The organism is Edaphosphingomonas fennica, assembly GCF_003034225.1.
Taxonomy (GTDB): Bacteria; Pseudomonadota; Alphaproteobacteria; order Sphingomonadales; family Sphingomonadaceae; genus Sphingomonas_E; species Sphingomonas_E fennica.
On sequence record NZ_PHHF01000046.1, the window covers coordinates 1 to 25,721 of the forward strand.

Consider the following 25,721-nt stretch of genomic DNA (forward strand, 5'->3'; position numbering starts at 1 on the left):
AACGGTCCTGGTAGAATCAATCAAGCGTTCAGTGTTCGTTCTTCAACCTGGCCAAAATCGCAGCTTCGGGCCGACTGGGCCATATTCGGGGTCAACGATCACGACAGCGCCAAGCTCGTCTCCGATCTGCTCGGCCAGGAGACGGTCGTGTTCGAGACCATGAGCCGCGCGATCGACGCGGAGGAAACCGGCATATCGTTCGGGTCGCAGCATGTCGCGCGGCCCCTACTCACGCCCGATGAGGTCCGCACCATGCCGGCCAATCTGGAATTGTTGTTCCTCGCGGGGCAACGCCCGATCGTCGCGACCAAGCTCGCTTACTATGCCGATCGCGAGTTCGCCGGGAGATTCGACAAACCGTGAACCGGACTATCGAGCAAGGGGATAGGCCGATTGTTGTATAGTGTCAGAACCGCCGCCAAGGGCGGAAGGATAGGATATGGATCAGCGCGTCATTGATCTTTGGGACCGGCTCATGGCCTATGGAGAGAGCGGTTCCGCCCCTCTCCCCGCGATCCGCGATGAAGTGTTGGAGCTGCACGCGGCGATTACCGATGAGGAAAGCCGGCTTGGCCTCATGCGGATATTCAATCTCGTTTGCGACCTGGTGGCCGTGCATCTCCAAGAGACGAACGGCAATGTTGAAGCCTTCGCCCAACACCGCCAGGGCCAGATATGGATGTTCCTGCGCGCGGAATGCCTTGTCGATGGCGTGCTGGACCGGGACCGGCTGCGGTATGTGACCGGGCGCGAGGTGCAGGCCGGTCGCATGACGGAGGATGATCCGCTGCGCCGCTACGCATTGGGCGATGACTCCGCCTTTGATGGGCTTATGGCAGCGCCGCCGCCACAGAAGCGGACGCGCCATTAGGACCGGCTCAAATTCTACGCGCTAGATCCTCTGACCCCGCGAGGATCTAGCTTTCCAAAAAATCAGCCGCCTGGGAAGCCCGTAGAGCGCCATGCCGGCCGAACCCTCCCCGACCTTGCCGAACGTCTGAAATGAGGCCCAGCGGCCCGGAAATCGCGCCTGTGGCGACATTTCCGCCTGCCCTGCCCTCTCGGATTGATCGCTGTCCTATCCGCCTGGCTTTTCTGGAAAGCCAATTGCGACGGTGCCGCTGGCGCTGTGGCTGCGATGGAGGCGCAGCGTTTAAACGATCCCCTTTCTAACAAAAAGCGTGCCGGCGAAGCCGGCTCATCATGGGGATGCCGGGTGGGAGGATCGCTAAAGCGATCCGGGGCGGCCGAAGGCCGCGAGCCGGCGGGGCGAAGCCCCAAGAGGCGGTGTTTTTCTTCTTTCTGATTGTGCCTGAAGCGCGGCGCTGGTGAGTCGCGCTGCCGTTGTCCCGATTTTCGGGACAAGCTGTCCGATCTGGCGGGACGCTGGTGGGTGAAACCACGATGATCCAGCCTCTCGTCATAATCTTCCGCTGAAGTTATCCACAGGTCAGCCTAGTGTTAAAATATGGGTTTAGTGATGTGTTACGGAAATTCGGCCTGCCCGGAAAGGCGCAGAAATCCTCGCTTTTTTGGCAGAAATTTGCCGCGCGGTGAATCCGCTCTGACGAAAAAGCGAATCCAGAGTGACGAAAAGGCGAATCCACTATGACGATAGCGCCAGGCCTTCCCTGCCGCGCTCAAGCGTAATCGAAATGACGATAGCGCGGCGGTGAATCTGAAATGACGATAATCCGCTTGCGTATGTGAAATGACGATAGTAGCCCTAGCGTTAGTGAAATGACGATAGACCCCTCCCCTTCCCTGTTTGACGCGCCGATCGCCGCGCCGGTCTCGGCCGTGGACGGCGACGATCGCACGCCGCTGCTGCCGGTGCGCCATCCCAACCAGGACTTGTTCATCTGCGACGTGCTGGACGCCATCCCCAAGGATGACATGGCCTCAATGGAGCATCCGGTGTTTTCGCTCTCGACCAAGCCCGACAACCGGACGCGGCGCTACGAGCATAACGGCAACGTCATCGAGATTATCCCCTCGGGCAAGGGGCTGGCGACGATCCACGACAAGGACATATTGATCTACTGCATTTCGCAGCTCGTCGCGAAGATGAACCAGGGCGAGCAACCTAGCCGCACGGTGCGCCTGCAAGCCTATGACATGCTCGTCGCCACCAACCGGCAAACCAGCGGCGAAGGCTATCGACTGATGGCCGACGCCCTCACCCGCCTGCGCGGGACCACGGTGCGGACCAATATTCAAACGGGCGGTGTCGAAGAAACGCGGATTTTCGGCCTGATCGAAGAGGCCAAGATCACGCGCAAGACGTTCGATGGCCGGATGCTCGATCTCGAAATCACCCTGTCGGATTGGGTCTATCGCTCGGTCATCAGCAAGAACGTCCTGACGCTCCACCGCGACTATTTCCGGCTCCGCAAGCCGTTCGAGCGGCGCATGTATGAACTGGCGCGCAAGCATTGCGGCGTGAAGGACGAATGGAAGATCGGCCTAGAGTTGCTACAGAAGAAATGCGGCTCGAACAGCCCGCTCCGAGTGTTCCGGGCCTTGGTCAAGAAGGTCTGCGAGCATGACGCCGATCACGGCCATTTCCCCGACTATGCGGTGACGATGGATGATGACGTGATCTTGTTCCGCAACCGCTCGGGCCTCAAATCCAAGCCCGATCCGGTCGCCAGCGCCGGCGACGATGCGCCCTATATCGACCCGGAAACCATGCACGACGCCAAGACGGCCGCGCCAGGCTATGACGTGTATGCGCTCTATGACGAATGGGTGTCGTGGTGGCACGACATGGGCAAGCCCGAACTCAAAAGCCCTGCCGGGGCCTTCCTCGGCTTCTGCAAGAAACGGCACGAACGCAAACCACTACGCTGATCCCCTGCTCTATGCGGGCAAGCGGCCATGTTTACTTACCCGCATGTTTGCATGTGGACATGCTCACTTGCCTACAGGGCTTTCCCCCATCTTGCGAAGCCAGTCGTTGAACGCCTCGGCCATCGCGTCCTGTAGGCTCATGCCGTGCTTGCGGGCGGTCATGTGCATGGCGAAGGACATTTCCGGGCTGAAATAGCCCGTCATGGCCTTCTTGCCCTGACGGCTCGGCGCAACCGGGTTGCTGCTCGATCCGCTGCCGGAGCCTGCGCCAGTGCCACGGGCGATCGGCGCGGCCGCCCTCCCCTCCGGCTCGACCATCGCCGGCGCTGGCGCTGCATCGCGATCCCGCAATGCGAGCAATGATCCCTTCCGGCTCATGCGTTGGCCCTCCGCTTCCTAGATGCTTGCATGTTTACATGCTCGCATGTCCACTTGTAAAGCTGGCGCACCTCATCGGCCGCCTTGCCGCTCGGCTCGATCTCCATCGCCGTCTTGCCCTCGGCCGCCGCGTGGCGAAAGGCGGCGCGATCCGCGATATGGTGGGGGCAGGCGTCAAGCCCATAATCCTGCACGAGCTGCGCGGCTTCGTCATACATGCGCGGCGCGGTCGGGCTTCCCGCCGTGAAGATCACGAAAGCAGGCTTGCCGCGCATCTTCACAAGGCTGGCGGTCGTCTTGATCGCCGCCAAATCGAACGCGCTGGGGCGGCAAGGGATCAACACTAGGTCGGCCGCCTCGACGGCGGCGCTGGCGGCGCTGTCGGCGTGGGGCGGGGTGTCGATTACGATGAACGCCGCGCCCTGGCCCGTCGCCTGCTCGATCTTGGCGGCAAGGCGAGGGGGCGCGCTGTCGATCACGACCGGGGGCGCATCCTGTCGCCATGCCGCCCACTGGCTCGCCGTCGCCTGCGGGTCGACGTCGATCACAAGGGCGGTATGCCCGGAATCCTCGGCGGCGGCGGCCAGGTGCAAGGCGAGGGTGGTTTTCCCCGCGCCGCCCTTCTGGCTGATGATCGCGATTGTTGGCATGTGAATATCCTTACATGATCGCATGTTTGCATGTGGTCATACTGGCTTGCTCCGGTTGCGTCAACGAAACCCCGAACTGGCGCGCAGCGTCAATGAAACCCCGAATTGCGGGGAGGGGAGGGCGGTCTAGCCGTCGTCGCCGCCCTCATCCTCGCTGCCGTCGTCCAGCGGCTCATGCTCCATGCGGCCGTGATCCTCGATCGGGCAAAGCGGCGCTCCGGCCAGCTCAAGCCATTTGCGCGCGGTCCTCACGGTATAGCCGCACGTCGCGCACTCGCATTTGAGCATCCGGGTTTTCTGCTTCTTCGGCGCGGTCGACTCCCCATCGGTGTCGAGACGGGCATGGGGGAGGGGGCCAACGGCGTCCAAGATCGGCGCGACGGCCGCAAGAAACGCCTCGCCGGGGGTGGTGGCGCGCATCGGCCCGACGAGCCCCAGCCCCAGCGCGATCCGTTTAAACGCTTTCCCATGCCCTGCCGGGATGCCGACGGCGGCATGGACCAGCTCATGCGCGAGGATGGCCGCGATCTGCGCCGGCATGGCGTCAGGCGCGTGCGCGAGGTCGGGCCGGATGAAGATTTCAAAATGCCCGTCCGCGCTCAGCCGGTTATCCCAGCACTCGCCGATCGCCTTGCCCTTCCGGCCCGAGCTGGTGAAGCCGATCGCCACGCGGATACGCGCGGGCAGGGGAGCGTCCAACGCCGCGAACAAGGGGGCCATGCCCGCCGCCACCCGATTGAGCCAGCTTTCCCGGTTGTCCTGTTCCATACCTTCTACTCCCTTCAAATCGCCCTGCGGGGCGATGGCTGCGGCCATCGCTCCCGAGTTCGCGCGGAGCAGCCGGCGAGAGAGGGGGGCAGCGGGAATCTGCGGGAGTGGTGCGGGCGGGCGCTTCGCGCCAACCCGGTCCCGCTGATTGCCGTTGCTGGGGAGAGGCGGCCGGGACCGCCTTTCCCCATGCGAACGAACATCATGCCGGCGCACGCCGGCACCATGCCCGAGATCCGCTTGCGATCTCGGCCCCGCCATGTGGGTCGTCACCTTCGGCCAAGACCGCTTGCGGGCTTGGGGAGCGAAGCGAGTAGAGCCACGGTGCCGCGCAGCGGCAGGCGCAGTCTCCTCGCCTAGATTGAAATTGTTGCTCAAATGAGCTACATCGTTCGTCTGACTAGGGAGATTCCAATGGCTGCTACCGCGTTCGTGCGTGCGCGCATCGACGAAACATTGAAGGATGAAGCCGCCGCCGTCCTAGCCGAGCTGGGGCTGACGGTTTCCGATGTGGTCCGCATGACGCTTACGCGGGTCGCCAAGGACCATGCCTTGCCGTTCGAGCTGAAGGTGCCCAACGCCGAGACGCGCGCCGCGATCGAATCGTCCCGCGCGACCATGAAGGCGCGTCGTGCGCGCTTCACCGATCCCAAGGAACTGTTCGATGCCCTCGACCAAGAAGCCCGCCAGCAGTAAGCGGGCTTCGTTCCCAAGAGAGGCATCCTACGAAAAGCGGTTCGTCAAGGATTGGGAGCGGCTGTCGCGCAGCGGCCGCTACAACATGAACCAGCTCAAGGAAGCGATGATGCTGCTCATCGCCAACGATGCGCCGCTTGGCCCGGAATGGCTGGACCACGCCCTCAAGGGCGATTGGAGCGATCATCGCGAGTGCCATATCGGCGGCGATTTCCTGCTGATCTACACGATTGAGGGCAATCTGGTGAACTTCGTGCGCGCGGGAACCCATTCGGAACTGTTCGAGTAATCGGCTCGACGGCCGAACGTTTGGAAGGCAGGGCAATGAACGCCGACGACATGAAGGTCGAAACCTTCGCCTGCGTCTTTGACGCAATCGCCGACACGCCGGAGGAGGCGACGGAGTTGAGGACGCGCGCGGACCTGATGCGGGGCATCACCGCGCGGGTGAAGTCGTGGGACGTGCCGCTGGGCGAGGCCGCCAAGCGGCTCGGGCTGACGCCGCCCCGCCTCAACGACCTCCTGCGCGGGAAGTTTAACAGATTCTCGCTGGATGACCTGATGACCGCCGCGACGGCGGCGGGCATCGCGCCGCCGGCACCGCGCAAAAGCTCGTGGGATGACCTGCGCGGGATAGTGAAGGGCAACGGCGCGCGGTTCACGATCGAGGAAATCAACGACGCCATCGCCGAAGCCGGCGCAGCAGCCGGCATGGCCGGGATGAACGACCATGACGGGGACTGATCGAAACGGCGAAATCCTTTATCCACCGATGGAGGCGGCCGAAATCCGGCGGTGCGCCAGGAGAGCGGTTTGAGCCAGGCCGGGTTTGCGCGCTTGCTGTGGGCGCACAAGCGCACGGTCCAGCGCTGGGAGGCCGGCACGATGCGGCCGACTGGCGCGGCGCTCGCCTTGCTGACGCTGGTGAAGCGGCGCGGCATCCAGATTCTCACCTAGAAGGATTGATAGAATGGCCGGCCATCGCCCCTTTTCCGATCTTATGAAAGATTGGAGTCCCGAGCGCCGCGCGCGTAATGAGGCCCATAAGGCGAAGTTGGAGGCCGAGTTGATGGGCCGCGCTGCTACGCGCGATGCGATCGAAGAACTGGAAGCTGGCAAGGGCGTGCGCTTCACCAGCGTTGAGGCGCTTATGTCTGATCTCCATGATGACGATTGATCGACCCGAAACGGCGGCCGAGTTTTTCGCGCGGCGCTCCAAAGGTCGTGCGGTGGGTGATCTCGACCGCATTCTCGACAAGGTGCCTGATCGGCCGCCGGAACCCGGCGACGAATTGAAGGCTGGACGCCCGATCGCCTACATCGCCGGTAATCGGCGAGGGTGCCGCGAGATCCGCGCACGCGATCTCGCCCGCCATGTGGGCCGGAACCTTGGGCCAGGACCGCTTGCGGGCTTGGGGAGCGCAACGAGTAGGGCCACGGTGCCAGCGCCAGGCGCTTAGATCATTTTGGCTATCAGCCTTGCGCTAGTGCAACCTTTGCACTACATTGAAGCATGGTCACGATGTTTCGCGGTCCCCGCTGGAAAATTGCCGTCTATGGCCGCGATCATGGCGTGCCGCATTTCCACATCGAAGGCCCGGATTTCCGCTGCTCGGTGGCGATTGCATCGTTTGACGTGATCGTGGGCACCGTGTCGGCGGCGGTCTTGAAGGACGCATTGGAATGGGCGCGGCCTAATCAGGCTTTGCTCATGCAGACGTGGCAGGAGTTGAACGGATGAACATCACCGACAAGGCCCGCACCATTACCGCCGTGCGCGCGACCGGGCCGTCATCGCTGCATCTGTCCTGGTCGGAAGGGACGGCGGCTGATCTCGATCTTGGCGCGGTCCTCGCCGATCGCGCCTTTGCCGCGCTGCGCGATCCGGGCGAGTTCGCCAAGGTCGAAGTGGGCGATTGGGGTCATAGCCTGGCCTGGCCTTCGGGTGCGGAGCTGGGCGCGGACATGCTGTGGCTCGAAACGCTGTCGGCAACCGGGCATGGCGATGTGCGCGCCTTCCTCGAATGGCGGCTGCGCCATGCGCTGTCGCTGTCGAAGGCGGCCGATGCGCTTGGCGTCTCGCGCCGCATGGTCGCCTACTACTCCAACGGCGAAAAGAAGGTGCCGAAACCAATCTTGCTGGCGTGCCGGGGCTGGGAAGCCAGCAATGGGCTATACCGGGCCGCCTAACCGGACATGAGAGCGATCTTCATCCGCCACGGCGAAAACACCGGCAACGCCGGCGTGCCCTGCCACGATCTCGCGACGATCGCGCTGACGGAGCGCGGCCACGAACAGGCGCGCGCGGTCGCGGCGAGCTGGACGCAAGCGCCCGCGCTCATCGTCACCTCGCCCTATACCCGCACCCGGCAGACGGCCGCGCCGACGATCGCGCGCTTTCCAGGCGTGCCGGTGGAAGTGTGGCCGATCGAAGAGTTCACCTATTTGCAACCTGCGCGCTGGAACGGCACGCGCAGCGCCGAACGGATGCCGCACCTAGAACGCTATTGGCGCGAGGCCGATCCTGACTACTGCGACGGGGAAGGGGCGGAGAGTTTCAGCACCCTGTTACGGCGCTGCGAGGCGGCGCTAACGCGCCTCGCCGCCATGCCTGCGGGATCGCTGGCCTATGTGTTCGGGCATGGGCAGTTCATCCAGGCCGCGCGCGCGATCGTCGCCGACGCCCATCTGGACGATCGGGCCAAGATGCGCGCTTTCTGGCGCAAGGGCGAGCCGCCCGCGATCGGCAACGCGCAGCGGGTAGGGTTTCATTGGCAGGGCGACCGCTGGACCTGCGCGCCCGCGCTCGCCGCCTAGATCAACACGCGCTCCACCTCGTCCAGCGTCACGTCATCGGGGCGGCGGTCATAGAGCTGGGTGGTGCGCGTCGAGCTATGGTTCGCCATCGTCGCGGCCGTCTCCAACGTGCCGCCATTCTTCAAATAGGTGGTGATCCCGGTCGCGCGGAAACTGTGGTTGCCGATCGCCGTCCCGATCCCGGCCGCCGCCGCGCGCCGGCGCACCATCGCGAAGGCGTTGGCTTGGGGCAGGGGGGTATCGCTTAGTCGCTTAGTGCTGCGCGCGATCGTGCGGAATAGCGGCCCCTTGCGGTCCTCGCGCAGCTCGCAACCGTCGATATAGGCGGTTAGATAATCCTCTAGATTGTGGTGGCAGGGCATTTCATGGCGCTTGCCGCCTTTCTCATGCAGGCGGACCCATAGCCGCCGATTCTGCATGAACACGTCCTCGACCCGCATCGCCAGCGCCGCGCCGATCCGCGCGAAGCTATAGACCATGAGACCGATCAGCGCGCGGTCGCGCAGGCCCGCATGGGTGGTCACGTCGATGCTGTCGAGCAACCGCCGCGCCTCGTCGGGGGCCAGTACCGGCGTCTTGCCGCGCCGCTGGCTATGCGCCGGCCCGCGCACCGATCCGGCCGGGTTCGCCGGCACGGCATGACCCGTCACCAGCCAGTCGAACAGGTGGCGCACGCCGGCGAGCTGCTGCTTGACGCTGGGGGCGGCCAGCTCGCGCCCCAGCGCCTCGACCCAGGCCGCGACATGAAGCGGCTGCACCTGGGCGAGCGAGGCGACGCCGCGCGCCTCGCACCAGGCCAGGAAGTCGCCGGCCGCCCGCGCATAGGCGCGGCGTGTATGCGGATTGCGGATGGTGACGGCGAAGAACTCAAGGAATCGAAGCTGCGCGCGCTCGTCGGCCGCCGCGATCAGCGCCGGCAACGCCAGCGCGGGCGCGGGCGCGGGGAGGGGGGCGAGCTGGTTCATCGCGCGATCTTCTCCCATCGCGCCGGCGCGGGACGCGGCGCGGCCATCTTGCGGCGCAGCTCGTCGAACACCTCGTCGGCGTCGCGGACGCGGCCAGCCTCCGCGTCCTCAAGGCCGCGCTTTATCGACCCGTCCAATATCCGGCGTAGCAGCTCGTCGCGTAAATCGTGGTGCGGCTCCATGTCGATGAAGTTCTTGACGATCGCGAACACCGCCTCGGAAGGATCGGCGAACATGCCGCGCTCGATCCGCTCCAACAGCCAGTCGGCCTGATCGCCGGTAAGATACGCCTCGAAGCGCAAGCCGCCCGCGCGGGCCTGCTCGCGCAGCGCCTTGGCCTGGTCGCGCTCGGCATAGTTGTCGGCGAAAGCCGTGTCCTCGTCCTGGTCCATATCGCTCCCTTTCGGCGGTGGATCTCGGGACCGTTTAAACGGCTCCATCGGATCGCCATGAGTGTGTGATAAAGGACATTATCATACATAGAACGAGGCGTGAATCCCGCATGTCGCATTCCGGCTATTCAGCTATCGCGTCGAACCGGTCTCGAGCCTCACGCACAGCCATGTGGTTCTGGTCAGCCCATTCGATAAGGGCCAGCAAGGGTTGGAACATCGAGTGGCCCAAAGGGGTCAGGCTATATTCCACCTTGGGCGGCGTGCTGGGGACGACCAGCCTGTGAACGTAGCCATCCCTCTGCAATTCACGCAGGGTCTGCGTCAGCATGCGTTGCGAAATGTCGAACACAAGTCGGCGGATCTCGCTGAAACGGCGCGGGCGTTCCGCAAGCACGATCAGCAGGAGCGAAGACCATTTGCCGCTCAGATTGGCCAGGACGTCCCGTACCGGGCAATTATCCAGGTTGCCGCCATGCGCGCGACGTATCTCGTCGAGCTTCATGCCCCCGTCAACATTGAACACCGCGATGCCGGTGGTTCCCTTCGCGTAACCAGCTTCCATAAAACTGCCTTCTTTACAGGAGTTGAACTCAGTTTAACATCATAGTCTCAATAAGAGACCTAATCTAGCAGCAGGAATATCCCTTCATGAGTGAAACGATCCTCGTCACCGGCGCAACCGGCCAGCTCGGCCAGCGCGTGGTTCACCATCTCCTGGAGACCCAAGGTGTGGCGCCTGAGAGCCTGATCCTGCTGAGCCGTGATCCAGGCAAGTTGTCTGACCTCAGCGCAAGGGGTGTCCAGGCGAGGATCGGAGACTTCGACGACGCAGCGTCGCTGGGCCAAGCCTTCGACGGTGCCGATCGCATTCTCATCATCTCCACGGATGCTGTCGGCGAGCCGGGCAAGAGGTTGCGTCAGCATCTTGCAGCCGTTTCGGCCGCAGCCACAGCAGGTGCGCATATTGCCTACACCTCGATGCTGGCGCCCGAACCGGGTAATCCGGTGCTCTTCGCGCCCGATCATTATGGCACCGAGCAAGCGATCAAGGAAACGGGTCGTCCCTACACGATTTTCCGTAATGGCTGGTATCAGGAGAATCTCCTGATGACTTTGCCGCAGGCGATCAAGATGGGGACGCTCTACACATCGGCAGGCGAAGGCCGGACCTCTCATATTGCGCGAGAGGACGTCGCTCGCGCTATTGCCGCCTCGCTGGCGTCCGGTTCTACGGAGAGCATCACCTATCAGTTGACCGGCCCCGAGGCGCTGACGACCACCGATGTCGCCGCATTGGCGGGCGAGGTCGCAGGCAAGCAGATTCCGGTCGTCAACCTCACCGACGAGCAGTTACTGGAGGGCATCAAGGCGGCCGGCGTCCCGGAGGGCTTCGCGCGGCTTCTGGTGTCCTTCGACGCCAACGCACGCACCGGCAGCAACTCCCTCGTTACCGATGACGTGGCAACGCTTTCCGGACAACAGCCCCTCCCACTTCGGGCTTTTCTGGAGAGCAGCAAGGCCGCGCTTATCGCATAGCAACCGCTTCGCGATGCACCGGCAGGGGCGAGATCAGCAGTCAGTTCTTCGGCCGCCCCATCGATCTCGCTCATGCACCTGTTCAACACCATCCGCCCTCTCGATCCATGCCGCGAAGTCGGACGGTGCGGCCAGATCTAGAGGGCGGATGGCGCTGCACTTCAACGCCGCGATCGTCTCAGGCCGTTGCGCATTCACCAAGCATGGCGCGATCCTTAGCGATTGTTGTTCATTCTCTCACTGGACGGAATAAGCCCTATTCTGTTGAAAAACTCACCCTTGCGGAGGGGCTGAAGTCCTGATTCAGTGATCTCGTTATCGGGGAGATCAGCTGATGATGGGCGAGCGTATGGCGCGGCGATCTGGGTGAGAAGTTTCCGTCAATCAGGATGAGAACTGATCGTTGCGGTATTCATGTGGTGCCTGCTTTGATTGACGCTGGCAAGCGCTACTCGCAGGTTTGATTGTCGCTGCGCGACATTTCCTGGGTGGACTTGATTGTCGCGAAGGTCGGCGGCCGACCAGCGCGTGATTGTCGCTGGATCGCTGAGCGGCGGCGGTAGCTTTCGACGTTCATCTCGAAGATTGTCGCGTGGTGAACAAGGCGGTCCACCGCGGCGAGCGTCATTGCGGGATCCGGGAAGACCCTGTTCCATTCGCCAAAGGGCTGGTTTGCGGTGATGAGCGTGGAACGCCGTTCGTACCGTGCGCTGATCAGCTCGAACAGGACGGACGTTTCGGCCTGATCCTTGGTCACATATGCGAGGTCGTCGAGGACCAGCAGATGATATTTGTCGAGCTTGGCGATCGCAGCCTCGAGCGCCAGTTCGCGGCGGGCGACCTGCAGTTTCTGGACCAGATCGGAGGTGCGGGTGAACAGGACGCGCCAGCCATTTTCGATCAGCGCGAGGCCGATTGCGGCTGCCAGATGGGTTTTACCCCCGCCCGGTGGACCGAACAGGATGAGGTTGGCGCCTTTTTCGAGCCAGCCATCACCAGAACACAGTGCCGTAACCTGGGCGCGCGAGATCATCGGCACCGCGTCGAAGGCGAAGCTGTCGAGGGTCTTGCCGGGTGGCAGGCGGGCTTCGCCCAGATGCCGTTCGATCCGGCGACGATCCCGTTCTGCGATCTCATGCTCGGCGAGCGCCGCGAGCAGACGGGCGCCAGGCCAGCCTTCCTTGTCGGCCCGCGTGGTGAAGTCAGACCAGACCAGTTTGATCGCCGGCAGGCGCAGGTCGTTGAGGATGAGGCTCAGGCGCTGGGCGTCGATAGCGGGTGCGTTCCGGCTCATGCGGCTTCTCCCGTCAGAAGAACATCGTAGGTGGCAAGGGGGACCAGCTCCACCACCACATCGGGCAGCGCCGCCGGATCGGGAGCGAAGCGTGTCCGCAAGGCATCCATGTCAGGGAGACGATCGGCAGCCACGTCGTCGGCCAGCAGGTCCGCAAGTTCGGCTTCGCAGGCCCTCTCGTGCGCCATGGCCAACAGCTCGACCATATGCCGGCAAGCGATCCGTTCGGGCAACGCGGCAATGAGCCGATCGAAGATCTGCCGATAAGGCTCCCGTGGGAACAGCTGGTCACGATAGACCAGCTTCAGGAGCGCCATCGGTTTGCGCCGCAGGCTATGGATGACGTGCCGATAATCGACCACATGGCCGTGGGCGCCATTGTTGAAGGACCGTCCGCGCCGCAACGTCATCAGGTGGGTGCCGCCGATGAAGAGATCGAGCCGGTCATCGTAAAGCCGGACCCGTAGCCTGTGTCCGATCAGCCGTGAGGGCACGGTGTAGAACACCTTGCGAAGGGTGAAGCTGCTGCTCGAGGTGACCGTGACGATCGTCTCCTCATAATCGCTGGTGCGCGCGCCAGGCAGCGGCTGCAATACCGCACGCTCGGCGTCGATGCGCGGGCCATTGCGGCGGTTCTTGCGGCTGACGACCTCGTCGATGAAGTGCCGGTAACTCGCCAGATCATCGAAGTCCCGCGATCCGCGCATCAGCAGCGCGTCCTTTATAGCCGCCTTCAAATGCCCGTGCGGGCTCTCGATCCCGCCATTCTCATGGGCAATGCCGCGGTTGTTGCGCGTCGGCGTCATGCCATAATGTTCGCACAGGGCGTCATAGCGCAGCGTCAGATCCTGCCGGGCGTCGGCATCCAGGTTACGGAACGCGGCCGACAGGCTGTCGCTGCGATGCTCGGTCGGGGCGCCGCCGACGGCCCACAGGGCGTTTTGCAGCCCCTCGGCCAAAGCGACATAGCTCTCGCCGCCCAGAATGACATGGGCGTGTTCGAAGCCCGACCACATCAGCCGGAAATGGTAGAGGCGATGGTCGAGCGGCACGCCAGCAACCGTTACCTCCTCATCCTTCATCTCGGTGAAGTCCGACAGGCCGAGCCGTCCTGGTTCATGCGTCTGCCGGAAGATCACTTCCTGTTCAGGGCCATGAATGGCCCGCCACGCCCGGATCCGTCGCTCCAATGTGCGCCGGATGCCCGCATCGAGATCAGGATGCCGGCGTAGCATCTCCTCAAAAATGGCAACCACCCGGAGGCCAGGCGCCGCCTGGAGCAAGGGCACGACCTCTTCTTCGAATATCCCGGCTAATGGATCAGGGCGCCGCCGCTCTCGCTGCGCCTGTTTCTGGGATGGAAGCCGAGGGTCTCCCTCGATGCGATAGGCTGTCGCCGTGCTGATCCCGGCCTTGGCGGCGGCGACCGGCACGGCATGGGTATGTCGGTGCTTCATGTAGAGCCTCATCTGATGATCGTTGACGTGGCGGCCCGGCATCCGCGGCATCCCCTCTCGCGAAGTTATGCCTCTGAGTACCTGACCGGCCGCAACCACCAGAAACGCCCCCCCGAAAAGGGCGCCATCGCCACCTGCTGATCCGGCTCCGGGCTACGCCCTACGCCGGATCAGCAGGTGGCGATTCTCATCTTGATTGACGCTGCTCTCTCATCCTGATTGTCGCGCGGCAGGCGAGCGAACGGTGATGCAGGAAGCGCTGTTCTACAGCTTCAGCATCGAGAACCACGTGCCGGCAGATCACCTGCTGCGAGCGATTGACCGGTTCGTCGATCTGGGCGGGCTTCGCGAACACCTGCGGCCCTACTACAGCGAGACGGGCCGCCCTTCGATCGATCCCGAGCTGATGATCCGGATGCTGATCATCGGCTACTGCATGGGCATCCGCTCGGAGCGGCGGCTGTGCGAGGAAGTGCACCTCAACCTCGCCTATCGCTGGTTCTGTCGGCTCGATCTGGACGGTGCGGTGCCCGATCACTCGACCTTCTCCAAGAACCGGCACGGCCGGTTCCGCGACAGCGACCTGTTGCGCAAGCTGTTCGAGATGACCGTCGAGCGTTGCATGGCCGAGGGGCTCGTTGGCGGAGAGGGCTTTGCGGTCGATGCCAGCTTGATCCGCGCCGACGTTCACCGCCAGCGCTCGGTGCCGGGAGATCAAGGCCTGCCACCCGAGGCAGCGGGGCGCGCGGTCACCGAGTATCTCGAGGTGCTCGACGATGCCGCGTTCGGCAATGCGACGCCTGTTCAACCGAAGCGCATCAACCTCACCGATCCAGCGGCGCGATGGACCGCGGCGACACGCGAGGCGGCCTTCTACTCCTACTCCACCAACTATCTGATCGACCTCGATCATGCAGTCATCGTCGACGTCGAGGCGACCACCTCGGTGCGCCAAGCCGAGGTGCTTGCCCAGCGCCGGATGATCGAGCGCACGCAGGAGCGCTTCGGCCTGTGGCCTGAGAAGCTGGTGGCCGACACAGCTTATGGCTCGGCACCCAACCTTGCATGGCTGGTCGAGGATCAGGGCATCGAGCCGCACATACCCGTGTTCGACAAGTCCGCCCGAAGCGACGATACCTTCGCGCGATCCGACTTCACCTTCGATCACGAGGACGACAGTTACGTCTGCCCTGGCGGCAAACGCCTGAGACCATCCAACCGCAACTTCAAGACGCCGCGCCCACCTGCCAACGCCGATGGCTTCATCCGCTATCGGGCCCGCGAGAAGGACTGTGGTGCCTGCGGCCTGAAAGAACGTTGCACGCCGAAGCTGGCAGCCCGCAAGATCATGCGCTCGGTCCACGAAGGCGCGCGCGATATGGCGCGCGATATCGCCAACACCGACGCCTATCTCGTATCACGAAGGCAGCGTAAGAAGGTCGAGATGCTGTTCGCTCACCTCAAGCGAATACTGAAGCTGGACCGCTTGCGTCTGCGCGGTCCCAACGGAGCAAAAGACGAGTTCCACCTCGCCGCCGCAGCCCAGAACCTCCGCAAAATGGCTAAGATGCGACCGATACCAGGCCTCGCGATGGCCTGAGAGGGGCGGCGGCCCCGCTCGCCCGCAATCCGGAGAGCCTGTCGACCGCGACCAGCACCGACTTCTTCAACAGAATAAGCCCTAAGGAAGACGTCCACGGCGTCCGCGACGGATGCAGCCATTTTTCCCTTGGTTTTGGCTCCCCAAAGCAGAGGTTCTACATATCCCGCTTCAAGCAGGCCCTTGAGGTGGATCGCGATCAACATGGGATCGGTGGCGGCCAATATCCCTCTATCCTGCAACTGTTGCACATAGGCCGCCACTTCTTCCCATGCTCGCATTGGCCCGCGCGCATAGAGGCTTGCCCCTAGTTTGCTGTTCGCGCCCTTGGCGATCGCAGTCCGGGTAATGGCGAGCGTCTCCGGTGCGGTGATGAAACGCAGATAGGCCTCCCCAAAGCGCTGGAGCACCGTCCTTACATCATCATTTGGGGCGTCGAGCATATCCACGACCTGCTGGCCCTGCGTTTCGATGGCATTGAACATGGCGGCTGCGAACAGTTCGTCCTTGGACCGGAAATAATTGTAGAGCGTCGCTTTGGAGCCGCCCATCCGAGCCGATATTTCGGCCATGCTGGCCCGCTCGTAGCCGACCTCCTGAAACAGCTGTGTCGCGGTCTCCAGGATCGCCTCTCGCCGCATCTCGGTTTTCAAACGCATCGATTTTTCCTTTTCTGAACCCAACTGTACAGTTTTCCATTGACGAGACAAGGCCGAATCAATATCCGACCGTACAGTTCGGTTATTCAGGAGTCGTCTCGTGGCCCCAATGCTCTCATCCCGGCGAAAAAGAAGGATGGCCTTCGCCTGTCTCGCCACCACCATCCTGTTGGCCGGCTGCGCCATTCCGCCACCGAAAGGCGATCTCAAGCCCATTGCCCGGCCCGAGAGTTATGCGGCCACCGAGAGCTTCGCGACCGCCACGCAAGCGCAATGGCCTTCGGACGGCTGGTGGAAGGCCTATGGCGATTCGCAGCTCGACGGGCTGATTGAGGAGGGCTTGGCCGGAGCCACTGACCTGCGTGTTGCCGAGGCGCGCTTCGAGCGCGCCCGCGCGCTTGTCGGGCAGGCGCGTAGCAACCTGCTGCCTTCCGTCAGCGCCAGCGTGGAAGGTGGCGTCACCCAGCAAAGCGACAATTATCTCTTTCCTGAGGGTTTTGCGCCGCGCGGTTGGCCCGATTACGGGCAAGGAAGCCTCAGTCTGAACTGGGAGCTTGATTTCTGGGGCAAGAACCGGGCGGCGCTGGCAGCAGCGAAGGCTGAAGCCGAAGCGGCGGGCGCGGAAGCTGCCGCAACCCGCCTGGCCGTATCCGCCGGGATCGCCGACGCTTATGCCGACCTTGCCGGCCTCTATGCCGAACGGGACGCGGCAGAAGAAGCGATCAAGGTCCGCGGTCAAACGCACGAACTCATGATCGGCCGCAAGAAGCAGGGGCTGGAGAATGACGGTGCGATACAGCGTGCCGCCTCGGCCCTGGCGACCGCGCAAGGCGAAATCGCCTCTCTCGATGAAAATATCGCGCTGACCCGCAACCGCATCGCCGCGCTGATGGGCGCGGGGCCTGACCGGGGGCTTGCTATCGCCCGCCCCGCAATTTCCAGAGTGGCGAGTGCCGGCCTTCCCGCCAATATCCCCGCTGAATTGATCGGGCGTCGCCCGGACATCATCGCGGCGCGCTTGCGGGCAGGTGCTTCGGACAGCCGCATCAGGCAAGCCCGCGCTTCCTTCTATCCCAGCGTCAATCTGACCGGCCTGATCGGTTTGCAGGCGCTCGGCATCGACAATGTCTTCAGCTCTGGATCGGACTTTGGATCGGCAGCCCCCGCCGTGACCCTGCCGATCCTCGACGGCGGCCGCCTGCGCGCGCAATATCGCGGGGCAGAATCAGACTATAAGGCCGCCGTCGCTCAATATGACGGCACGCTCGTCCAGGCATTGCGCGAAGTTGCCGATGCCGCCACCAGCCAGCGCGCGCTCGGCACAAGACTGGATCGTGCCAAAGCCGCAGAACAAGCGGCACAAGCCGCGTGGACCGTCGCCAACAATCGCTATCGTGGCGGCCTCGCCACCTATCTCGATGTTCTCGCCGCCGAAGACTCGCTGATTTCCACCCGGCGGACTGCCGCCGTCCTGCAAACCCGTGCCTTTAGCCTCGACGTCGCGCTGGTCCGCGCGCTCGGCGGCGGCTTTCGTTCCTGAAGGATGCTCCAGCCATGACCACTGTCACTCACGTCGTCGAACATGACATCATCACCACCACCGAGGTGGAAAGCGCCGATGAAGAAACCGCCCGCAAGGCCAAAAGGAAAAAGGGTTTCACCGGTCTCGTCGCGGCCGTGCTGCTGCTTGGCGGCGGCTATTATGCCTATGACTATTTCGTCGCTTCACGCCATGCGGTGACCGACAACGCCTATGTCGGCGCCAATGTCGCCCAGGTCACACCGCTGATCGGCGGGCCGGTGCGCGAAGTGCTTGTCGATGACACGCAGAAGGTGAAGCGCGGCGACATATTGCTGCGCCTCGACGATACCGACGCAAAACTGGCGGTTGCGCGGGCTGAGGCGCAACTGGCGCTGACCGAGCGCAAGGTGCGTGGCCTTATCGCCACCGATAGCGGTCTTGGCGCGCAAATCGCCTCGCGCGCCGCCGACCAAGCCCGCGCCGACGCCCAGCTTGCCGCCGCCCGCGGCGAACTCGACAAGGCCAGGATCGATCTTCAGCGCCGTGAGGCGCTGGTCGCCTCCGGCTCTGTTTCCGGCGACGAACTGACGACGGCGCGCAACGCCCACACCACGGCCCTTGCCAATGTGAAGGCCGCAGAGGCTGCCCGCTCACAGGCTTCGGCGAACCGGCTCACCGCTGTGGGAGACCGGGATGCGAACAAGGCGCTGATCGCCGACACCACTGTCGAAAACAATCCCGAAGTGCTGGCTGCGCGCACGGCGCTGGATCAGGCCCGGATCGATCTCGATCGCACGATCATCCGCGCACCGGTCGACGGCATCGTTTCCAAACGCCAGGTACAGGTCGGTCAGCGGGTGTCGTCAGGCCAGACGTTGATGGTCGTGGTGCCGGTTCAGGCGGCCTATGTCGACGCCAATTTCAAGGAAGTCCAGCTTGCCAAGGTTCGCCCGGGCCAGTCGGTGACGCTCATCTCCGACCTGTATGGCGACAATGTCGAATATAAAGGCAAGGTGATCGGCTTCTCCGGCGGCACGGGTTCCGCTTTCGCGGTGGTTCCCGCGCAAAATGCGACCGGCAACTGGATCAAGGTGGTCCAGCGCCTGCCCGTGCGCATTGCGCTCGATCCCAAACAACTGGCCGAGCATCCCTTGCAGGTCGGGCTGTCGATGACCGCCGATATCGATCTTTCCAACTGAGCCGCAAGGGAGACGCCCAGATGGCAAGCGCCACTGCACATGCCGGAGACGATGCGCCGCCGCTGACAGGCGGCAAACTGATGATAGCGGCGCTTGCCATCGCCTTCGCCAATTTCCTAGTCGTTCTGGACACGACCATCGCCAATGTCTCGGTCCCGACCATTGCCGGGGCGTTGGGCGTATCCTCGACGCAGGGTACATGGGTCATCACCTCCTATGCGGTCGCGGAAGCGATCACCGTGCCGCTGACGGGGTGGCTGTCCAACCGGTTCGGCGCGCAGCGAGTGTTCATCACCTGCTATCTGGCGTTCGCGGTCCTTTCCTTCGTCTGCGGTCTGTCGACTTCGCTGGGGATGCTGATCGGCGGGCGCGTCCTGCTGGGTTTGTTCGGCGGTCTCATCATGCCGCTCTCGCAGATGCTGCTGCTGCGCATTTTCCCACCCGAAAAGGCGACGCTGGCCACGGTCCTGTGGGCGATGACGACGTTGATCGGGCCGGTTGCAGGGCCTATTCTGGGCGGCATCATCTGCGACACCATCGGCTGGCAGTGGATCTTCTTCGTCAAGATTCCCTTCGCCGCGGCAGGCGGACTGATCGTGCTTTATCTCCTCAAGGGACGCAAGGACGAGACGGCGAAGGCCCCGATCGACAAGATCGGGCTGGCGCTGCTCGTCGTGTGGGTGGCGGCGTTGCAGATCGTTCTCGACGAAGGCCGCAACCATGACTGGTTCGCCTCGCCCATGGTCCTCGCCATGGCCATCGTCGCTGTAATCGGGTTCGTCGCTTTTCTTATCTACGAACTGACCGAGAAAAACCCGATCGTCGATTTGCGGATTTTCCGGCATCGCGGCTTCTCCGCAACTGTGCTGACTTATGCCGTGGGGTTCGGCGCCTTCAATGCGACCATCGTCATCCTTCCGCTCTGGCTTCAGCAGAATATGGGCTACACCGCCACCTGGGCCGGCTATGCAACCGGGCTCATGGGCATCCTCGCGGTCATGTCCGCGCCCGGCGTCGGCAAGGCCGTCGAGAAATACGATCCGCGTCTCATCATTTGCTTAGGGATCATCGGCCTAGGCCTGATGACCACCTGGCGGATGAGCTTCAACAGTGAAGTCACCTTCTTCCAGATGGCGTGGCCGACCCTCCTGACAGGGCCGTTCATGGTGATGTTCTTCGTGCCGATCACGGGACTCGCCATTGCGACAGTCAATCCCGATGAGACGGCGAACGCTGCTGGCATGTCCAACTTCCTAAGAACGCTGGCCGGTGCGTTCGCAACATCGCTTGTCCAGACCCGCTGGGCCAACGCGACGCGAGAAAACCAGACCGAACTGGCCGGCGCCATGCACCAGGGACAATCGACCCTGGATGGCATGATCGCGGGCGGCGCATCCCCGGAATCGGCGAGGGTCATGCTGACCAATATCGTCGAAGGGCAAAGCGTCATGCTGGCAACCCTCAATACGTTCGCGGCGATTGTAATGTGCTTCGCCGTCGCTGCCGCCCTCATCTGGCTTGCGCCCAAGCCCAAGGGACCGATCGATACCAACGCGGGTCACTGACAGGGGCCAGGAGGAATTCGGTTTGTGAAATGGAAGAAACCTATGTCGAATAAGGAGGGAGCGGCGATCCGTCCGGTCGCGCAAAGCTCCAGGCGTGCGGAGCGGAAGGAAGAGCGGCGGCGCCTGCTTATCGCCGCAGCCCGCTCGGTCTTTCACGAAAAGGGATTCGCCGCAGCCACCATCGACGACATCATGGCTCGCACCGGTGGGTCGCGCGGAACGCTCTATGGCCATTTCGACGGCAAGCTCGCTCTTTTCGAGGCGATTGTCGAGGAAGAGGCCGAGCGCTTCGCGCAGGCCGTCACCGAAACCATCGCGCCCGCCGCCAGCGGCGATCTCGATGCCATGGCGGAACGGTTGATCGCCGTCGCCACCAGCGAGGAAACGATCGATCTGTTGCGGATGGTGATTGCCGAGCGGCAGCATTATCCGGGTATCGGGGAAATCTATCGCCAGATCGTACCCAGGATCCAGGCATGGATGCGCCGTATGTTCCGTGAACAGACTGGTGCCTCGTTCTGCCGTGACGAAGCCGCGTCGGATTTTCTGGCGGACATGTTCCTCGCCATCGTTCTGGCCGACACACAAATGGGTATCCTGACCGGAATAACCGGCGACCGGCTCGACAAGACGCATCTTATTCGAACGCGCCAGCGTCTCAAGGCCTTGCTCGCCCTGCGAGATCATTTGGGCGCGGACAGGCTGTCCGAGCTCGCCGCTCTCGCGCAACAGGACATTGAAGATGGCCGATGAATGCATCGCGGACTGGGAAGTAATCTCCGCCCGCATCCATGATCTTTGGGTGGACCGCCTCGACAACTATGATCGCGCGATGCGGGGCGATCTTCATGATATCGGCATTCTTGTCCGCGACGAGTTTGCCCTTGGTGATCGGAAGGCCGAACAGGCCATCACCCGATGGACAGCGGAAAATCGGCCCCGATCCCTGCTCAACGCGCAATGGCAGCGCTTTCGCACGGCGATGCAGGATCGGTGGGAGCCTCAAACGCCATTCGATCCGGACAACCGCGATGACCTGAATGCCGCGCGCAATCTCGTGATCCACGATATCGACGAGTTGCTCAACCGGATGATCGAACACTATCGTCTCACCGAGACCACCGCCGCTGTCCAGGTCAATGACTGGCTCAATCTCGTTCGCGTCCTCACCGAGAACCAGCCTCGCAAACGCCTCTCGCCGCGCTGGACCCGTTCCCCGCAATGAATGAAATCAAGGAGCCTGTGATGAATATTTCCGAAACCGTGCCGATGGAACGGCGCAGAGCCATTGTTGTGGGCGCCGCCGGCGGGATCGGCAGTGACATATGCCGGCGCATGGCGCTGGAAGGGTATCGCGTCGTCGTTGCAGACTATAATGAAGACCGAGCCCGTGAAGTCTTGCGCACTTTGGCGGGCGAGGGCCACGACGTAAGCGTGTTCGATGTCACAAAAGATAGGGCGGTGGATGCCGCATTCGATAGCATCGAGGCGGATGGGCCGGCCAGCGTGCTGGTGGTGGCGTCCGGCGGCGCTCCCGTGAACCCGGATAATCCTCATCCCAATATTGCGACGACGGCCACCGAGGACTGGAACCGGGGTATCGCTCTGAACCTCAGCGGGGTTTTCTTCTGTATTCGCAAATTTGCCCAGTTGCGTCTGGCCCGCCCTCTTGAGCACAGCCGGATCATAACGATGACCTCGGGAACCGGCCAGCTTGCGGTAAGCCCGGCCAACCCCGCCTATGTGGCGTCAAAGGCCGCGCTGATCGGCCTCACCCGTCAGGTCGCCTACGATCTGGCTCACGCCAACATCACCGTCAACACCATCGCTCCAGGCGTGGTCGGAACACCGGAATTCTACCGCAATACGAGCGAAGAATTCAGGGCACAAACCGCGCGATCTGCATTGCTCAACCGTTTGGGGACGCCCGAGGAAGTCGGCTTTGGCGTCGTGTTCCTGGCATCGCCGCAGGCGTCCTACATCACTGGAACCACGCTGGATATCAATGGCGGCGCACACATGCACTGAAGCGCCCGGCGGCGATCATTGCTGCCGGCCAGGTCAGAAGGATTGAAACGATGAGCCCGCGCAAAAACATCCTGATCGTCGGTGGCGGTGTGGCCGGACTCGACCTTGCGGGCCAACTGGCGGGCGCCCCGGCGAAGCGGCTGGGCCTTGACATACGCCTCATAGATCGTGAGCCGGCCCATGTCTGGAAGCCCATGCTCCATACGATCGCGGCCGGAACGGCCGACACCGGCGCCAACCAGACCGCCTATCTGGTTCAGGCTCAGCAGCGTGGCTTCCGTTTCGAGATGGGCGAAGTGATGGCCGTCGACCGCGCAGCGAAGCAAGTCCTTCTGGCGCCGCTCGTCGTCGATGGGGCGGAGATTCTCCCCGCGCGCAGCCTGCCCTATGACAAGCTGGTGCTGGCTGCGGGAAGCCGAGCCAACGACTTCGGCACACCCGGCGTCGTAGAGCATTGCATGACGATCGATTGCCGGCGCGAAGCCATTGCCTTCAGCGAGCGGCTGCGTGTCGCAATGCTTCAGGCGATCGCCTCGAACGACCATCTTTCGATTGCTATCGTTGGGGCTGGCGCGACCGGGGTAGAGCTTGCCTCCGAACTGGTGCGGCTGGCCGATGTGCTGGAACAGCATGGCGCTTCGGGAGCGCGAAGCGGGCTGAAAATATACCTTATCGAATCTCAGCCGCGCATTCTCGGCCCCTTTCCCGAGCGCGTAGCGCATGCCGCGCACACGGTCCTGGAGTCGCTGGGCATCGAGGTGTTGACGCAGGCGCGCGTTCTGGCGGGCGATGCCGATGGGTTCCAGCTTGCCGATGGACGCAGGATCGAGGCATCCATCAAACTCTGGGCGGCCGGGGTGCGTGCGCCCGAGTTTGTCGCTGCGATAGATGGCCTGGACCACAGCAGGCTCGGGCAGGTCATCGTAAACCCGAATTTGGCGACACCCAATGACCCCGATATCTTCGCGCTGGGCGACTGTGCGAGTGTCATGCTTCCGGACCGCGAGAGTCCATTGCCGACCACGGCCCAAGCAGCCTATCAGCAGAGCGTTTATCTTGGCCGCACTTTGCCTACAATATTGGAAGGAAAGCCCGTGCCGCCATTTCGCTACCATGACTTCGGGTCATTGGTGTCGCTCGGCGGTTATGACGCTTATGGGACGCTTGGCCGCTTCGGGTTGTTCCGGGGTGGGTTCCTGCACGGGCGCATGGCGCAGCTTGGGCATGCGCTGCTCTATCGGCGGCATCAGGCGCGAATTTATGGACCGGTTCGCGGTAGCCTGCTGTGGCTTGCCGATACCCTCGACACCTCGGTGCGCCGGCGCGAGCGCCTGGCCTGACATGGGCCGCCTTCACCAACGAAGCTGCCTGATCCTCGGTGCATTCTGGCTTGTTCTTCCCGGCACCGTGTGGGCTTCACCGCCCGACATGGAAGTTCTACTGACCGGCCAGGTAGAAACCGATGCCAGTGGCGAACAGGTCGTTGCACTGCGCTTTCTGAACCGGACTGACAGACAAGAAATCCTCGCCCTGCCGGACAGGATCGAAGCGAAAGTCCGGCAGGAGAATCGTGAACGCACGCTCCTGTTGGCGCGCGCTAACGATACAGAGCCGCATCTTGCCATCGACGCGCATGGATTTGGGCAGGCCCATTATCGCCTGCCCGCAAATGAACCCCTCGTCAGAGCCATGGTCTCCATTCCTGCCTGGTCAACTCAGGAGGTGGTGCTTGCGCCCATTGTGAAGACCGCTACGCATGAGGCCGAAAATCGCTCGAATCCGAATGCACCGATTCTTCCACCGCCACCTACCGACAGAAAAGCCGGCAACGCCTTTGTGGACAATCTCGACCTGTATGAACCCATCTATGCCGTTTACGGGCCAGGCACCGACAGCGAAGCTCGCATTCAACTGAGCTTCAAATATCGCCTGTTCGGAGCCTCGGCGAACAGCCAGACGTCTTCCAATTGGCGAGACGGGCTGTACCTCGCCTACACCCAGAGAATGTTCTGGGACCTTGAAAGCAAATCCTCCCCGTTCCGCAACATCGATTTCCAGCCCGAACTTATCTACATCACACCGACAGTTGGCCTTACCGGCGACATCGCCATGACCGTGCAGGCGGGTATTCGTCATGAGTCCAACGGGCGGGACGGTCCCCAGTCGCGCAGCATCAACAGCATCTACATCGCTCCAATGGCAACCCTTCCGATCGCCGGCGATTACAGGCTAACATTCGCCCCCAGGCTTTCCCTGTATGTCGGTAACAAATCCGACAATCCGGATATCGTCCATTATCGCGGACATGCCGGATTGTTCATGGAGGTCGGAGAGGATAATGGACTGCGCCTCTCCACCTCCACCCGTTTCAACTTCGGTTCGGGCAAAGGGGCTGTCAATGCCGACCTGTCCTATCCGTTGCCCCGTCTCCTCGGCGGTGGTCCCGATCTCTATCTCTTCGCCCAGTCCTTCTACGGCTATGGTGAAAATCTGCTCGATTATAACCGGCGCACCCGCCGGTTACGTATAGGCGTTGCTCTCGTGCGATAATCTTGAGGCGACGCCACAGTCTTTCTCTCGCAGAGTTCATGCCGGTATCACCTTCCGCCATCGGGCCTGACCTCGATCGTGCAGCGCACCGGCTTTTTCGCCTTGTCAGCCTGCTCGCGGCATTTCTGCACCGCCTCGCGGTTGCCATCGACGAGCGGCGAGGCCGCGACGATCAACGCCCAGCTCTCGGGCGCGGCGGTCTGCATCAACCGTTGCCCCGCATCCCACATCGTCGGTTCGCCAAGCGCGTGCATCGCCCGCCGCTCGGGCCAGTGCCAACTCGCCGGCATCATCCGCGCGACCGGGCCGGCGAGCGCCGCATAGAGCAGCATCCCCAGCGCCGCGCCCCCCAGCCCGGTCCCGATCAGCCAGCGGTTTTGCACATCGCCGCGCCGTGCGGATGCGAGCCGGTTGCCGACCTCGCGCGCGGCCTGGTCCAGTCCTGTCCGGGCTTCGGCGATCAGCCGTTGATCCTCGCGACGGGCATGGAGCGCCGCCGATACGATCTCGCCCGCCATGTTGTGAGGCGTCATCGACAGGAGAGGACTTTTGGCGATGGGGTCGATCTGCTGCACCAGCACCCCCAGCACCTTTTCGGTGCGGGCCAGCGTCGGCTCGTAATCGGGTATCTCGATGGACTCGCGCGTAGCAGCCAGCCCCGCGATCGCGGCGCGCAGCAACCCGACCTCGCCATGCACCGACGCCAACCGATCCTCGACCCGCGCGAACGCCAGCGCCGGATCGTCACCAGCATCGGGTTCGCGATATTCATCCTCGTCCATCATCCTC

31 protein-coding genes and 1 pseudogene are annotated in these 25,721 nt (G+C 63.0%); 21 read left to right on the forward strand and 11 right to left on the reverse strand.

What is annotated here, in order from left to right; genetic code table 11:
- From CV103_RS11100 to CV103_RS11110, 3 genes are all read left to right on the forward strand, one after another.
- Positions 1 to 363 (forward strand): type IV secretory system conjugative DNA transfer family protein (locus tag CV103_RS11100; RefSeq protein ID WP_245896779.1); only part of this gene is annotated, 363 nt, incomplete at its 5' end.
- Between the two features lie 76 nt (positions 364 to 439).
- The gene (locus CV103_RS11105) at positions 440 to 871 is read left to right on the forward strand and encodes a hypothetical protein (RefSeq protein WP_007686151.1); all 432 of its coding nucleotides are present in this window, start codon (positions 440 to 442) and stop codon (positions 869 to 871) included.
- A gap of 869 nt (positions 872 to 1,740) precedes the next feature.
- The gene (locus tag CV103_RS11110) at positions 1,741 to 2,853 is read left to right on the forward strand and encodes a replication initiator protein A (protein WP_007686147.1); all 1,113 of its coding nucleotides are present in this window, start codon (positions 1,741 to 1,743) and stop codon (positions 2,851 to 2,853) included.
- Positions 2,854 to 2,916: 63 nt separating this feature from the next.
- Here CV103_RS11110 and CV103_RS11115 read toward each other — a convergent pair whose 3' ends face one another.
- The 3 genes from CV103_RS11115 to CV103_RS11125 all read right to left on the reverse strand — a co-directional run bounded on the left by CV103_RS11115 (position 2,917) and on the right by CV103_RS11125 (position 4,649).
- Complete coding sequence (locus CV103_RS11115) at positions 2,917 to 3,231, reverse strand: ribbon-helix-helix domain-containing protein (RefSeq protein ID WP_007686146.1); 315 nt, start codon at positions 3,229 to 3,231, stop codon at positions 2,917 to 2,919.
- Positions 3,228 to 3,881: a ParA family partition ATPase gene (parA, locus tag CV103_RS11120; RefSeq protein WP_007686145.1), complete on the reverse strand. Its 654-nt coding sequence runs from the start codon at positions 3,879 to 3,881 to the stop codon at positions 3,228 to 3,230. Before parA ends, CV103_RS11115 begins: the two co-directional genes overlap by 4 nt.
- Before the next feature lie 126 nt (positions 3,882 to 4,007).
- Complete coding sequence (locus tag CV103_RS11125) at positions 4,008 to 4,649, reverse strand: SprT-like domain-containing protein (RefSeq protein WP_008831324.1); 642 nt, start codon at positions 4,647 to 4,649, stop codon at positions 4,008 to 4,010.
- A gap of 414 nt (positions 4,650 to 5,063) precedes the next feature.
- On the opposite strand from CV103_RS11125, the gene CV103_RS11135 reads away from it, so the two are divergent.
- Genes CV103_RS11135 through CV103_RS11155 form a run of 5 tightly spaced genes read left to right on the forward strand, consistent with a single transcriptional unit; the run spans position 5,064 to position 6,522 of the window.
- Positions 5,064 to 5,345: a type II toxin-antitoxin system RelB/DinJ family antitoxin gene (locus tag CV103_RS11135; RefSeq protein WP_007685985.1), complete on the forward strand. Its 282-nt coding sequence runs from the start codon at positions 5,064 to 5,066 to the stop codon at positions 5,343 to 5,345.
- On the forward strand, positions 5,314 to 5,634 hold the full coding sequence (locus CV103_RS11140; RefSeq protein WP_007685988.1) for a type II toxin-antitoxin system YafQ family toxin: 321 nt from the start codon (positions 5,314 to 5,316) through the stop codon (positions 5,632 to 5,634). Before CV103_RS11135 ends, CV103_RS11140 begins: the two co-directional genes overlap by 32 nt.
- Positions 5,635 to 5,669: 35 nt before the next feature.
- Entirely contained in the window at positions 5,670 to 6,089 is a 420-nt protein-coding gene (locus tag CV103_RS11145; RefSeq protein ID WP_007685989.1) for a helix-turn-helix domain-containing protein, read from the forward strand.
- Positions 6,090 to 6,140: 51 nt separating this feature from the next.
- The gene (locus CV103_RS11150) at positions 6,141 to 6,302 is read left to right on the forward strand and encodes a helix-turn-helix domain-containing protein (RefSeq protein ID WP_015449421.1); all 162 of its coding nucleotides are present in this window, start codon (positions 6,141 to 6,143) and stop codon (positions 6,300 to 6,302) included.
- A 13-nt stretch (positions 6,303 to 6,315) separates the two neighbouring features.
- Positions 6,316 to 6,522, forward strand: coding sequence for a hypothetical protein (locus CV103_RS11155; protein ID WP_008831325.1), 207 nt, complete (start codon positions 6,316 to 6,318; stop codon positions 6,520 to 6,522).
- Here the strand turns inward: CV103_RS11155 and CV103_RS11160 are convergent.
- Entirely contained in the window at positions 6,494 to 6,721 is a 228-nt protein-coding gene (locus tag CV103_RS11160) for a hypothetical protein (protein WP_008831326.1), read from the reverse strand. The genes CV103_RS11155 and CV103_RS11160 overlap by 29 nt on opposite strands.
- 137 nt (positions 6,722 to 6,858) lie before the next feature.
- Between CV103_RS11160 and CV103_RS11165 the strand changes: the two genes are divergently transcribed.
- Genes CV103_RS11165 through CV103_RS11175 form a run of 3 tightly spaced genes read left to right on the forward strand, consistent with a single transcriptional unit; the run spans position 6,859 to position 8,162 of the window.
- The gene (locus tag CV103_RS11165) at positions 6,859 to 7,086 is read left to right on the forward strand and encodes a DUF4160 domain-containing protein (protein ID WP_020817904.1); all 228 of its coding nucleotides are present in this window, start codon (positions 6,859 to 6,861) and stop codon (positions 7,084 to 7,086) included.
- Positions 7,083 to 7,535 (forward strand): DUF2442 domain-containing protein, encoded by a 453-nt coding sequence (locus CV103_RS11170; RefSeq protein ID WP_008831328.1) that lies wholly within the window; start codon positions 7,083 to 7,085, stop codon positions 7,533 to 7,535. Before CV103_RS11165 ends, CV103_RS11170 begins: the two co-directional genes overlap by 4 nt.
- 6 nt (positions 7,536 to 7,541) lie before the next feature.
- Positions 7,542 to 8,162 carry a histidine phosphatase family protein gene (locus CV103_RS11175; protein WP_008831329.1) on the forward strand — a complete coding sequence of 207 codons (621 nt, stop codon included), beginning with the start codon at positions 7,542 to 7,544 and terminating at the stop codon, positions 8,160 to 8,162.
- Here CV103_RS11175 and CV103_RS11180 read toward each other — a convergent pair.
- From CV103_RS11180 to CV103_RS11190, 3 genes are all read right to left on the reverse strand, one after another.
- Positions 8,159 to 9,127: a tyrosine-type recombinase/integrase gene (locus CV103_RS11180; protein ID WP_008831330.1), complete on the reverse strand. Its 969-nt coding sequence runs from the start codon at positions 9,125 to 9,127 to the stop codon at positions 8,159 to 8,161. The two genes, CV103_RS11175 and CV103_RS11180, sit on opposite strands and share 4 nt — an antisense overlap.
- Positions 9,124 to 9,519, reverse strand: coding sequence for a hypothetical protein (locus CV103_RS11185; RefSeq protein ID WP_008831331.1), 396 nt, complete (start codon positions 9,517 to 9,519; stop codon positions 9,124 to 9,126). The genes CV103_RS11180 and CV103_RS11185 overlap by 4 nt, the downstream gene beginning before the upstream one ends.
- A 124-nt stretch (positions 9,520 to 9,643) precedes the next feature.
- On the reverse strand, positions 9,644 to 10,084 hold the full coding sequence (locus CV103_RS11190; protein WP_234893064.1) for a winged helix-turn-helix transcriptional regulator: 441 nt from the start codon (positions 10,082 to 10,084) through the stop codon (positions 9,644 to 9,646).
- A gap of 86 nt (positions 10,085 to 10,170) precedes the next feature.
- Between CV103_RS11190 and CV103_RS11195 the strand changes: the two genes are divergently transcribed.
- Complete coding sequence (locus CV103_RS11195; protein WP_030092863.1) at positions 10,171 to 11,058, forward strand: SDR family oxidoreductase; 888 nt, start codon at positions 10,171 to 10,173, stop codon at positions 11,056 to 11,058.
- A gap of 448 nt (positions 11,059 to 11,506) precedes the next feature.
- Here the strand turns inward: CV103_RS11195 and istB are convergent, their stop codons facing one another.
- Both istB and istA read right to left on the reverse strand, forming a co-directional pair.
- Positions 11,507 to 12,352 (reverse strand): IS21-like element helper ATPase IstB, encoded by an 846-nt coding sequence (gene istB, locus CV103_RS11200; RefSeq protein ID WP_107394965.1) that lies wholly within the window; start codon positions 12,350 to 12,352, stop codon positions 11,507 to 11,509.
- Positions 12,349 to 13,851: an IS21 family transposase gene (gene istA / locus CV103_RS11205; RefSeq protein WP_107394966.1), complete on the reverse strand. Its 1,503-nt coding sequence runs from the start codon at positions 13,849 to 13,851 to the stop codon at positions 12,349 to 12,351. Before istA ends, istB begins: the two co-directional genes overlap by 4 nt.
- Before the next feature lie 205 nt (positions 13,852 to 14,056).
- On the opposite strand from istA, the gene CV103_RS22850 reads away from it, so the two are divergent.
- Positions 14,057 to 15,409: a transposase gene (locus CV103_RS22850; protein ID WP_107394967.1), complete on the forward strand. Its 1,353-nt coding sequence runs from the start codon at positions 14,057 to 14,059 to the stop codon at positions 15,407 to 15,409.
- 83 nt (positions 15,410 to 15,492) lie between these two features.
- Here the strand turns inward: CV103_RS22850 and CV103_RS22855 are convergent.
- Positions 15,493 to 16,284 (reverse strand): annotated as a pseudogene (locus CV103_RS22855) (TetR/AcrR family transcriptional regulator); the annotation flags it as partial.
- Here CV103_RS22855 and CV103_RS11220 point away from each other — a divergent pair.
- From CV103_RS11220 to CV103_RS22860, 8 genes are read left to right on the forward strand one after another with little or no spacing between them, the layout of a single operon-like run.
- Complete coding sequence (locus tag CV103_RS11220) at positions 16,178 to 17,608, forward strand: efflux transporter outer membrane subunit (protein WP_051886964.1); 1,431 nt, start codon at positions 16,178 to 16,180, stop codon at positions 17,606 to 17,608. The pseudogene CV103_RS22855 and the gene CV103_RS11220 sit on opposite strands and share 107 nt — an antisense overlap.
- Before the next feature lie 14 nt (positions 17,609 to 17,622).
- Positions 17,623 to 18,789: an HlyD/EmrA/EmrK family protein gene (locus CV103_RS11225; protein ID WP_080727322.1), complete on the forward strand. Its 1,167-nt coding sequence runs from the start codon at positions 17,623 to 17,625 to the stop codon at positions 18,787 to 18,789.
- A gap of 20 nt (positions 18,790 to 18,809) precedes the next feature.
- On the forward strand, positions 18,810 to 20,354 hold the full coding sequence (locus CV103_RS11230) for a DHA2 family efflux MFS transporter permease subunit (RefSeq protein ID WP_037522126.1): 1,545 nt from the start codon (positions 18,810 to 18,812) through the stop codon (positions 20,352 to 20,354).
- Positions 20,355 to 20,396: 42 nt separating this feature from the next.
- Positions 20,397 to 21,107, forward strand: a complete 711-nt coding sequence (locus CV103_RS11235; protein ID WP_007686175.1) for a TetR/AcrR family transcriptional regulator — start codon at positions 20,397 to 20,399, stop codon at positions 21,105 to 21,107.
- Positions 21,097 to 21,579, forward strand: a complete 483-nt coding sequence (locus tag CV103_RS11240; protein ID WP_007686174.1) for a hypothetical protein — start codon at positions 21,097 to 21,099, stop codon at positions 21,577 to 21,579. The genes CV103_RS11235 and CV103_RS11240 overlap by 11 nt, the downstream gene beginning before the upstream one ends.
- A gap of 20 nt (positions 21,580 to 21,599) precedes the next feature.
- The gene (locus tag CV103_RS11245; protein WP_037522127.1) at positions 21,600 to 22,382 is read left to right on the forward strand and encodes an SDR family NAD(P)-dependent oxidoreductase; all 783 of its coding nucleotides are present in this window, start codon (positions 21,600 to 21,602) and stop codon (positions 22,380 to 22,382) included.
- Positions 22,383 to 22,432: 50 nt separating this feature from the next.
- Complete coding sequence (locus CV103_RS11250) at positions 22,433 to 23,722, forward strand: NAD(P)/FAD-dependent oxidoreductase (protein WP_007686170.1); 1,290 nt, start codon at positions 22,433 to 22,435, stop codon at positions 23,720 to 23,722.
- A gap of 1 nt (position 23,723) precedes the next feature.
- The gene (locus CV103_RS22860) at positions 23,724 to 24,932 is read left to right on the forward strand and encodes a phospholipase A (RefSeq protein WP_231923484.1); all 1,209 of its coding nucleotides are present in this window, start codon (positions 23,724 to 23,726) and stop codon (positions 24,930 to 24,932) included.
- Positions 24,933 to 24,979: 47 nt separating this feature from the next.
- On the opposite strand, the gene CV103_RS11265 is transcribed toward CV103_RS22860, so the two are convergent.
- Positions 24,980 to 25,717 (reverse strand): DUF6118 family protein, encoded by a 738-nt coding sequence (locus tag CV103_RS11265; RefSeq protein ID WP_007686165.1) that lies wholly within the window; start codon positions 25,715 to 25,717, stop codon positions 24,980 to 24,982.
- Positions 25,718 to 25,721: the final 4 nt, after the last annotated feature.

Excerpts from the sequence above, each read along its gene's own strand:
- CV103_RS11105 (WP_007686151.1), top strand. The coding sequence starts at position 440 with ATGGATCAGCGCGTCATTGATCTTTGGGACCGGCTCATGGCCTATGGA.
- CV103_RS11110 (WP_007686147.1), top strand. The coding sequence starts at position 1,741 with ATGACGATAGACCCCTCCCCTTCCCTGTTTGACGCGCCGATCGCCGCG.
- CV103_RS11115 (WP_007686146.1), bottom strand. The coding sequence starts at position 3,231 with ATGAGCCGGAAGGGATCATTGCTCGCATTGCGGGATCGCGATGCAGCG.
- parA (WP_007686145.1), bottom strand. The coding sequence starts at position 3,881 with ATGCCAACAATCGCGATCATCAGCCAGAAGGGCGGCGCGGGGAAAACC.
- CV103_RS11125 (WP_008831324.1), bottom strand. The coding sequence starts at position 4,649 with ATGGAACAGGACAACCGGGAAAGCTGGCTCAATCGGGTGGCGGCGGGC.
- CV103_RS11135 (WP_007685985.1), top strand. The coding sequence starts at position 5,064 with ATGGCTGCTACCGCGTTCGTGCGTGCGCGCATCGACGAAACATTGAAG.
- CV103_RS11140 (WP_007685988.1), top strand. The coding sequence starts at position 5,314 with ATGCCCTCGACCAAGAAGCCCGCCAGCAGTAAGCGGGCTTCGTTCCCA.
- CV103_RS11145 (WP_007685989.1), top strand. The coding sequence starts at position 5,670 with ATGAACGCCGACGACATGAAGGTCGAAACCTTCGCCTGCGTCTTTGAC.
- CV103_RS11155 (WP_008831325.1), top strand. The coding sequence starts at position 6,316 with ATGGCCGGCCATCGCCCCTTTTCCGATCTTATGAAAGATTGGAGTCCC.
- CV103_RS11160 (WP_008831326.1), bottom strand. The coding sequence starts at position 6,721 with ATGGCGGGCGAGATCGCGTGCGCGGATCTCGCGGCACCCTCGCCGATT.
- CV103_RS11165 (WP_020817904.1), top strand. The coding sequence starts at position 6,859 with ATGGTCACGATGTTTCGCGGTCCCCGCTGGAAAATTGCCGTCTATGGC.
- CV103_RS11170 (WP_008831328.1), top strand. The coding sequence starts at position 7,083 with ATGAACATCACCGACAAGGCCCGCACCATTACCGCCGTGCGCGCGACC.
- CV103_RS11175 (WP_008831329.1), top strand. The coding sequence starts at position 7,542 with ATGAGAGCGATCTTCATCCGCCACGGCGAAAACACCGGCAACGCCGGC.
- CV103_RS11180 (WP_008831330.1), bottom strand. The coding sequence starts at position 9,127 with ATGAACCAGCTCGCCCCCCTCCCCGCGCCCGCGCCCGCGCTGGCGTTG.
- CV103_RS11185 (WP_008831331.1), bottom strand. The coding sequence starts at position 9,519 with ATGGACCAGGACGAGGACACGGCTTTCGCCGACAACTATGCCGAGCGC.
- CV103_RS11190 (WP_234893064.1), bottom strand. The coding sequence starts at position 10,084 with ATGGAAGCTGGTTACGCGAAGGGAACCACCGGCATCGCGGTGTTCAAT.
- CV103_RS11195 (WP_030092863.1), top strand. The coding sequence starts at position 10,171 with ATGAGTGAAACGATCCTCGTCACCGGCGCAACCGGCCAGCTCGGCCAG.
- istB (WP_107394965.1), bottom strand. The coding sequence starts at position 12,352 with ATGAGCCGGAACGCACCCGCTATCGACGCCCAGCGCCTGAGCCTCATC.
- istA (WP_107394966.1), bottom strand. The coding sequence starts at position 13,851 with ATGCCGGGCCGCCACGTCAACGATCATCAGATGAGGCTCTACATGAAG.
- CV103_RS22850 (WP_107394967.1), top strand. The coding sequence starts at position 14,057 with ATGCAGGAAGCGCTGTTCTACAGCTTCAGCATCGAGAACCACGTGCCG.
- CV103_RS11220 (WP_051886964.1), top strand. The coding sequence starts at position 16,178 with ATGCTCTCATCCCGGCGAAAAAGAAGGATGGCCTTCGCCTGTCTCGCC.
- CV103_RS11225 (WP_080727322.1), top strand. The coding sequence starts at position 17,623 with ATGACCACTGTCACTCACGTCGTCGAACATGACATCATCACCACCACC.
- CV103_RS11230 (WP_037522126.1), top strand. The coding sequence starts at position 18,810 with ATGGCAAGCGCCACTGCACATGCCGGAGACGATGCGCCGCCGCTGACA.
- CV103_RS11235 (WP_007686175.1), top strand. The coding sequence starts at position 20,397 with ATGTCGAATAAGGAGGGAGCGGCGATCCGTCCGGTCGCGCAAAGCTCC.
- CV103_RS11240 (WP_007686174.1), top strand. The coding sequence starts at position 21,097 with ATGGCCGATGAATGCATCGCGGACTGGGAAGTAATCTCCGCCCGCATC.
- CV103_RS11245 (WP_037522127.1), top strand. The coding sequence starts at position 21,600 with ATGAATATTTCCGAAACCGTGCCGATGGAACGGCGCAGAGCCATTGTT.
- CV103_RS11250 (WP_007686170.1), top strand. The coding sequence starts at position 22,433 with ATGAGCCCGCGCAAAAACATCCTGATCGTCGGTGGCGGTGTGGCCGGA.
- CV103_RS22860 (WP_231923484.1), top strand. The coding sequence starts at position 23,724 with ATGGGCCGCCTTCACCAACGAAGCTGCCTGATCCTCGGTGCATTCTGG.
- CV103_RS11265 (WP_007686165.1), bottom strand. The coding sequence starts at position 25,717 with ATGATGGACGAGGATGAATATCGCGAACCCGATGCTGGTGACGATCCG.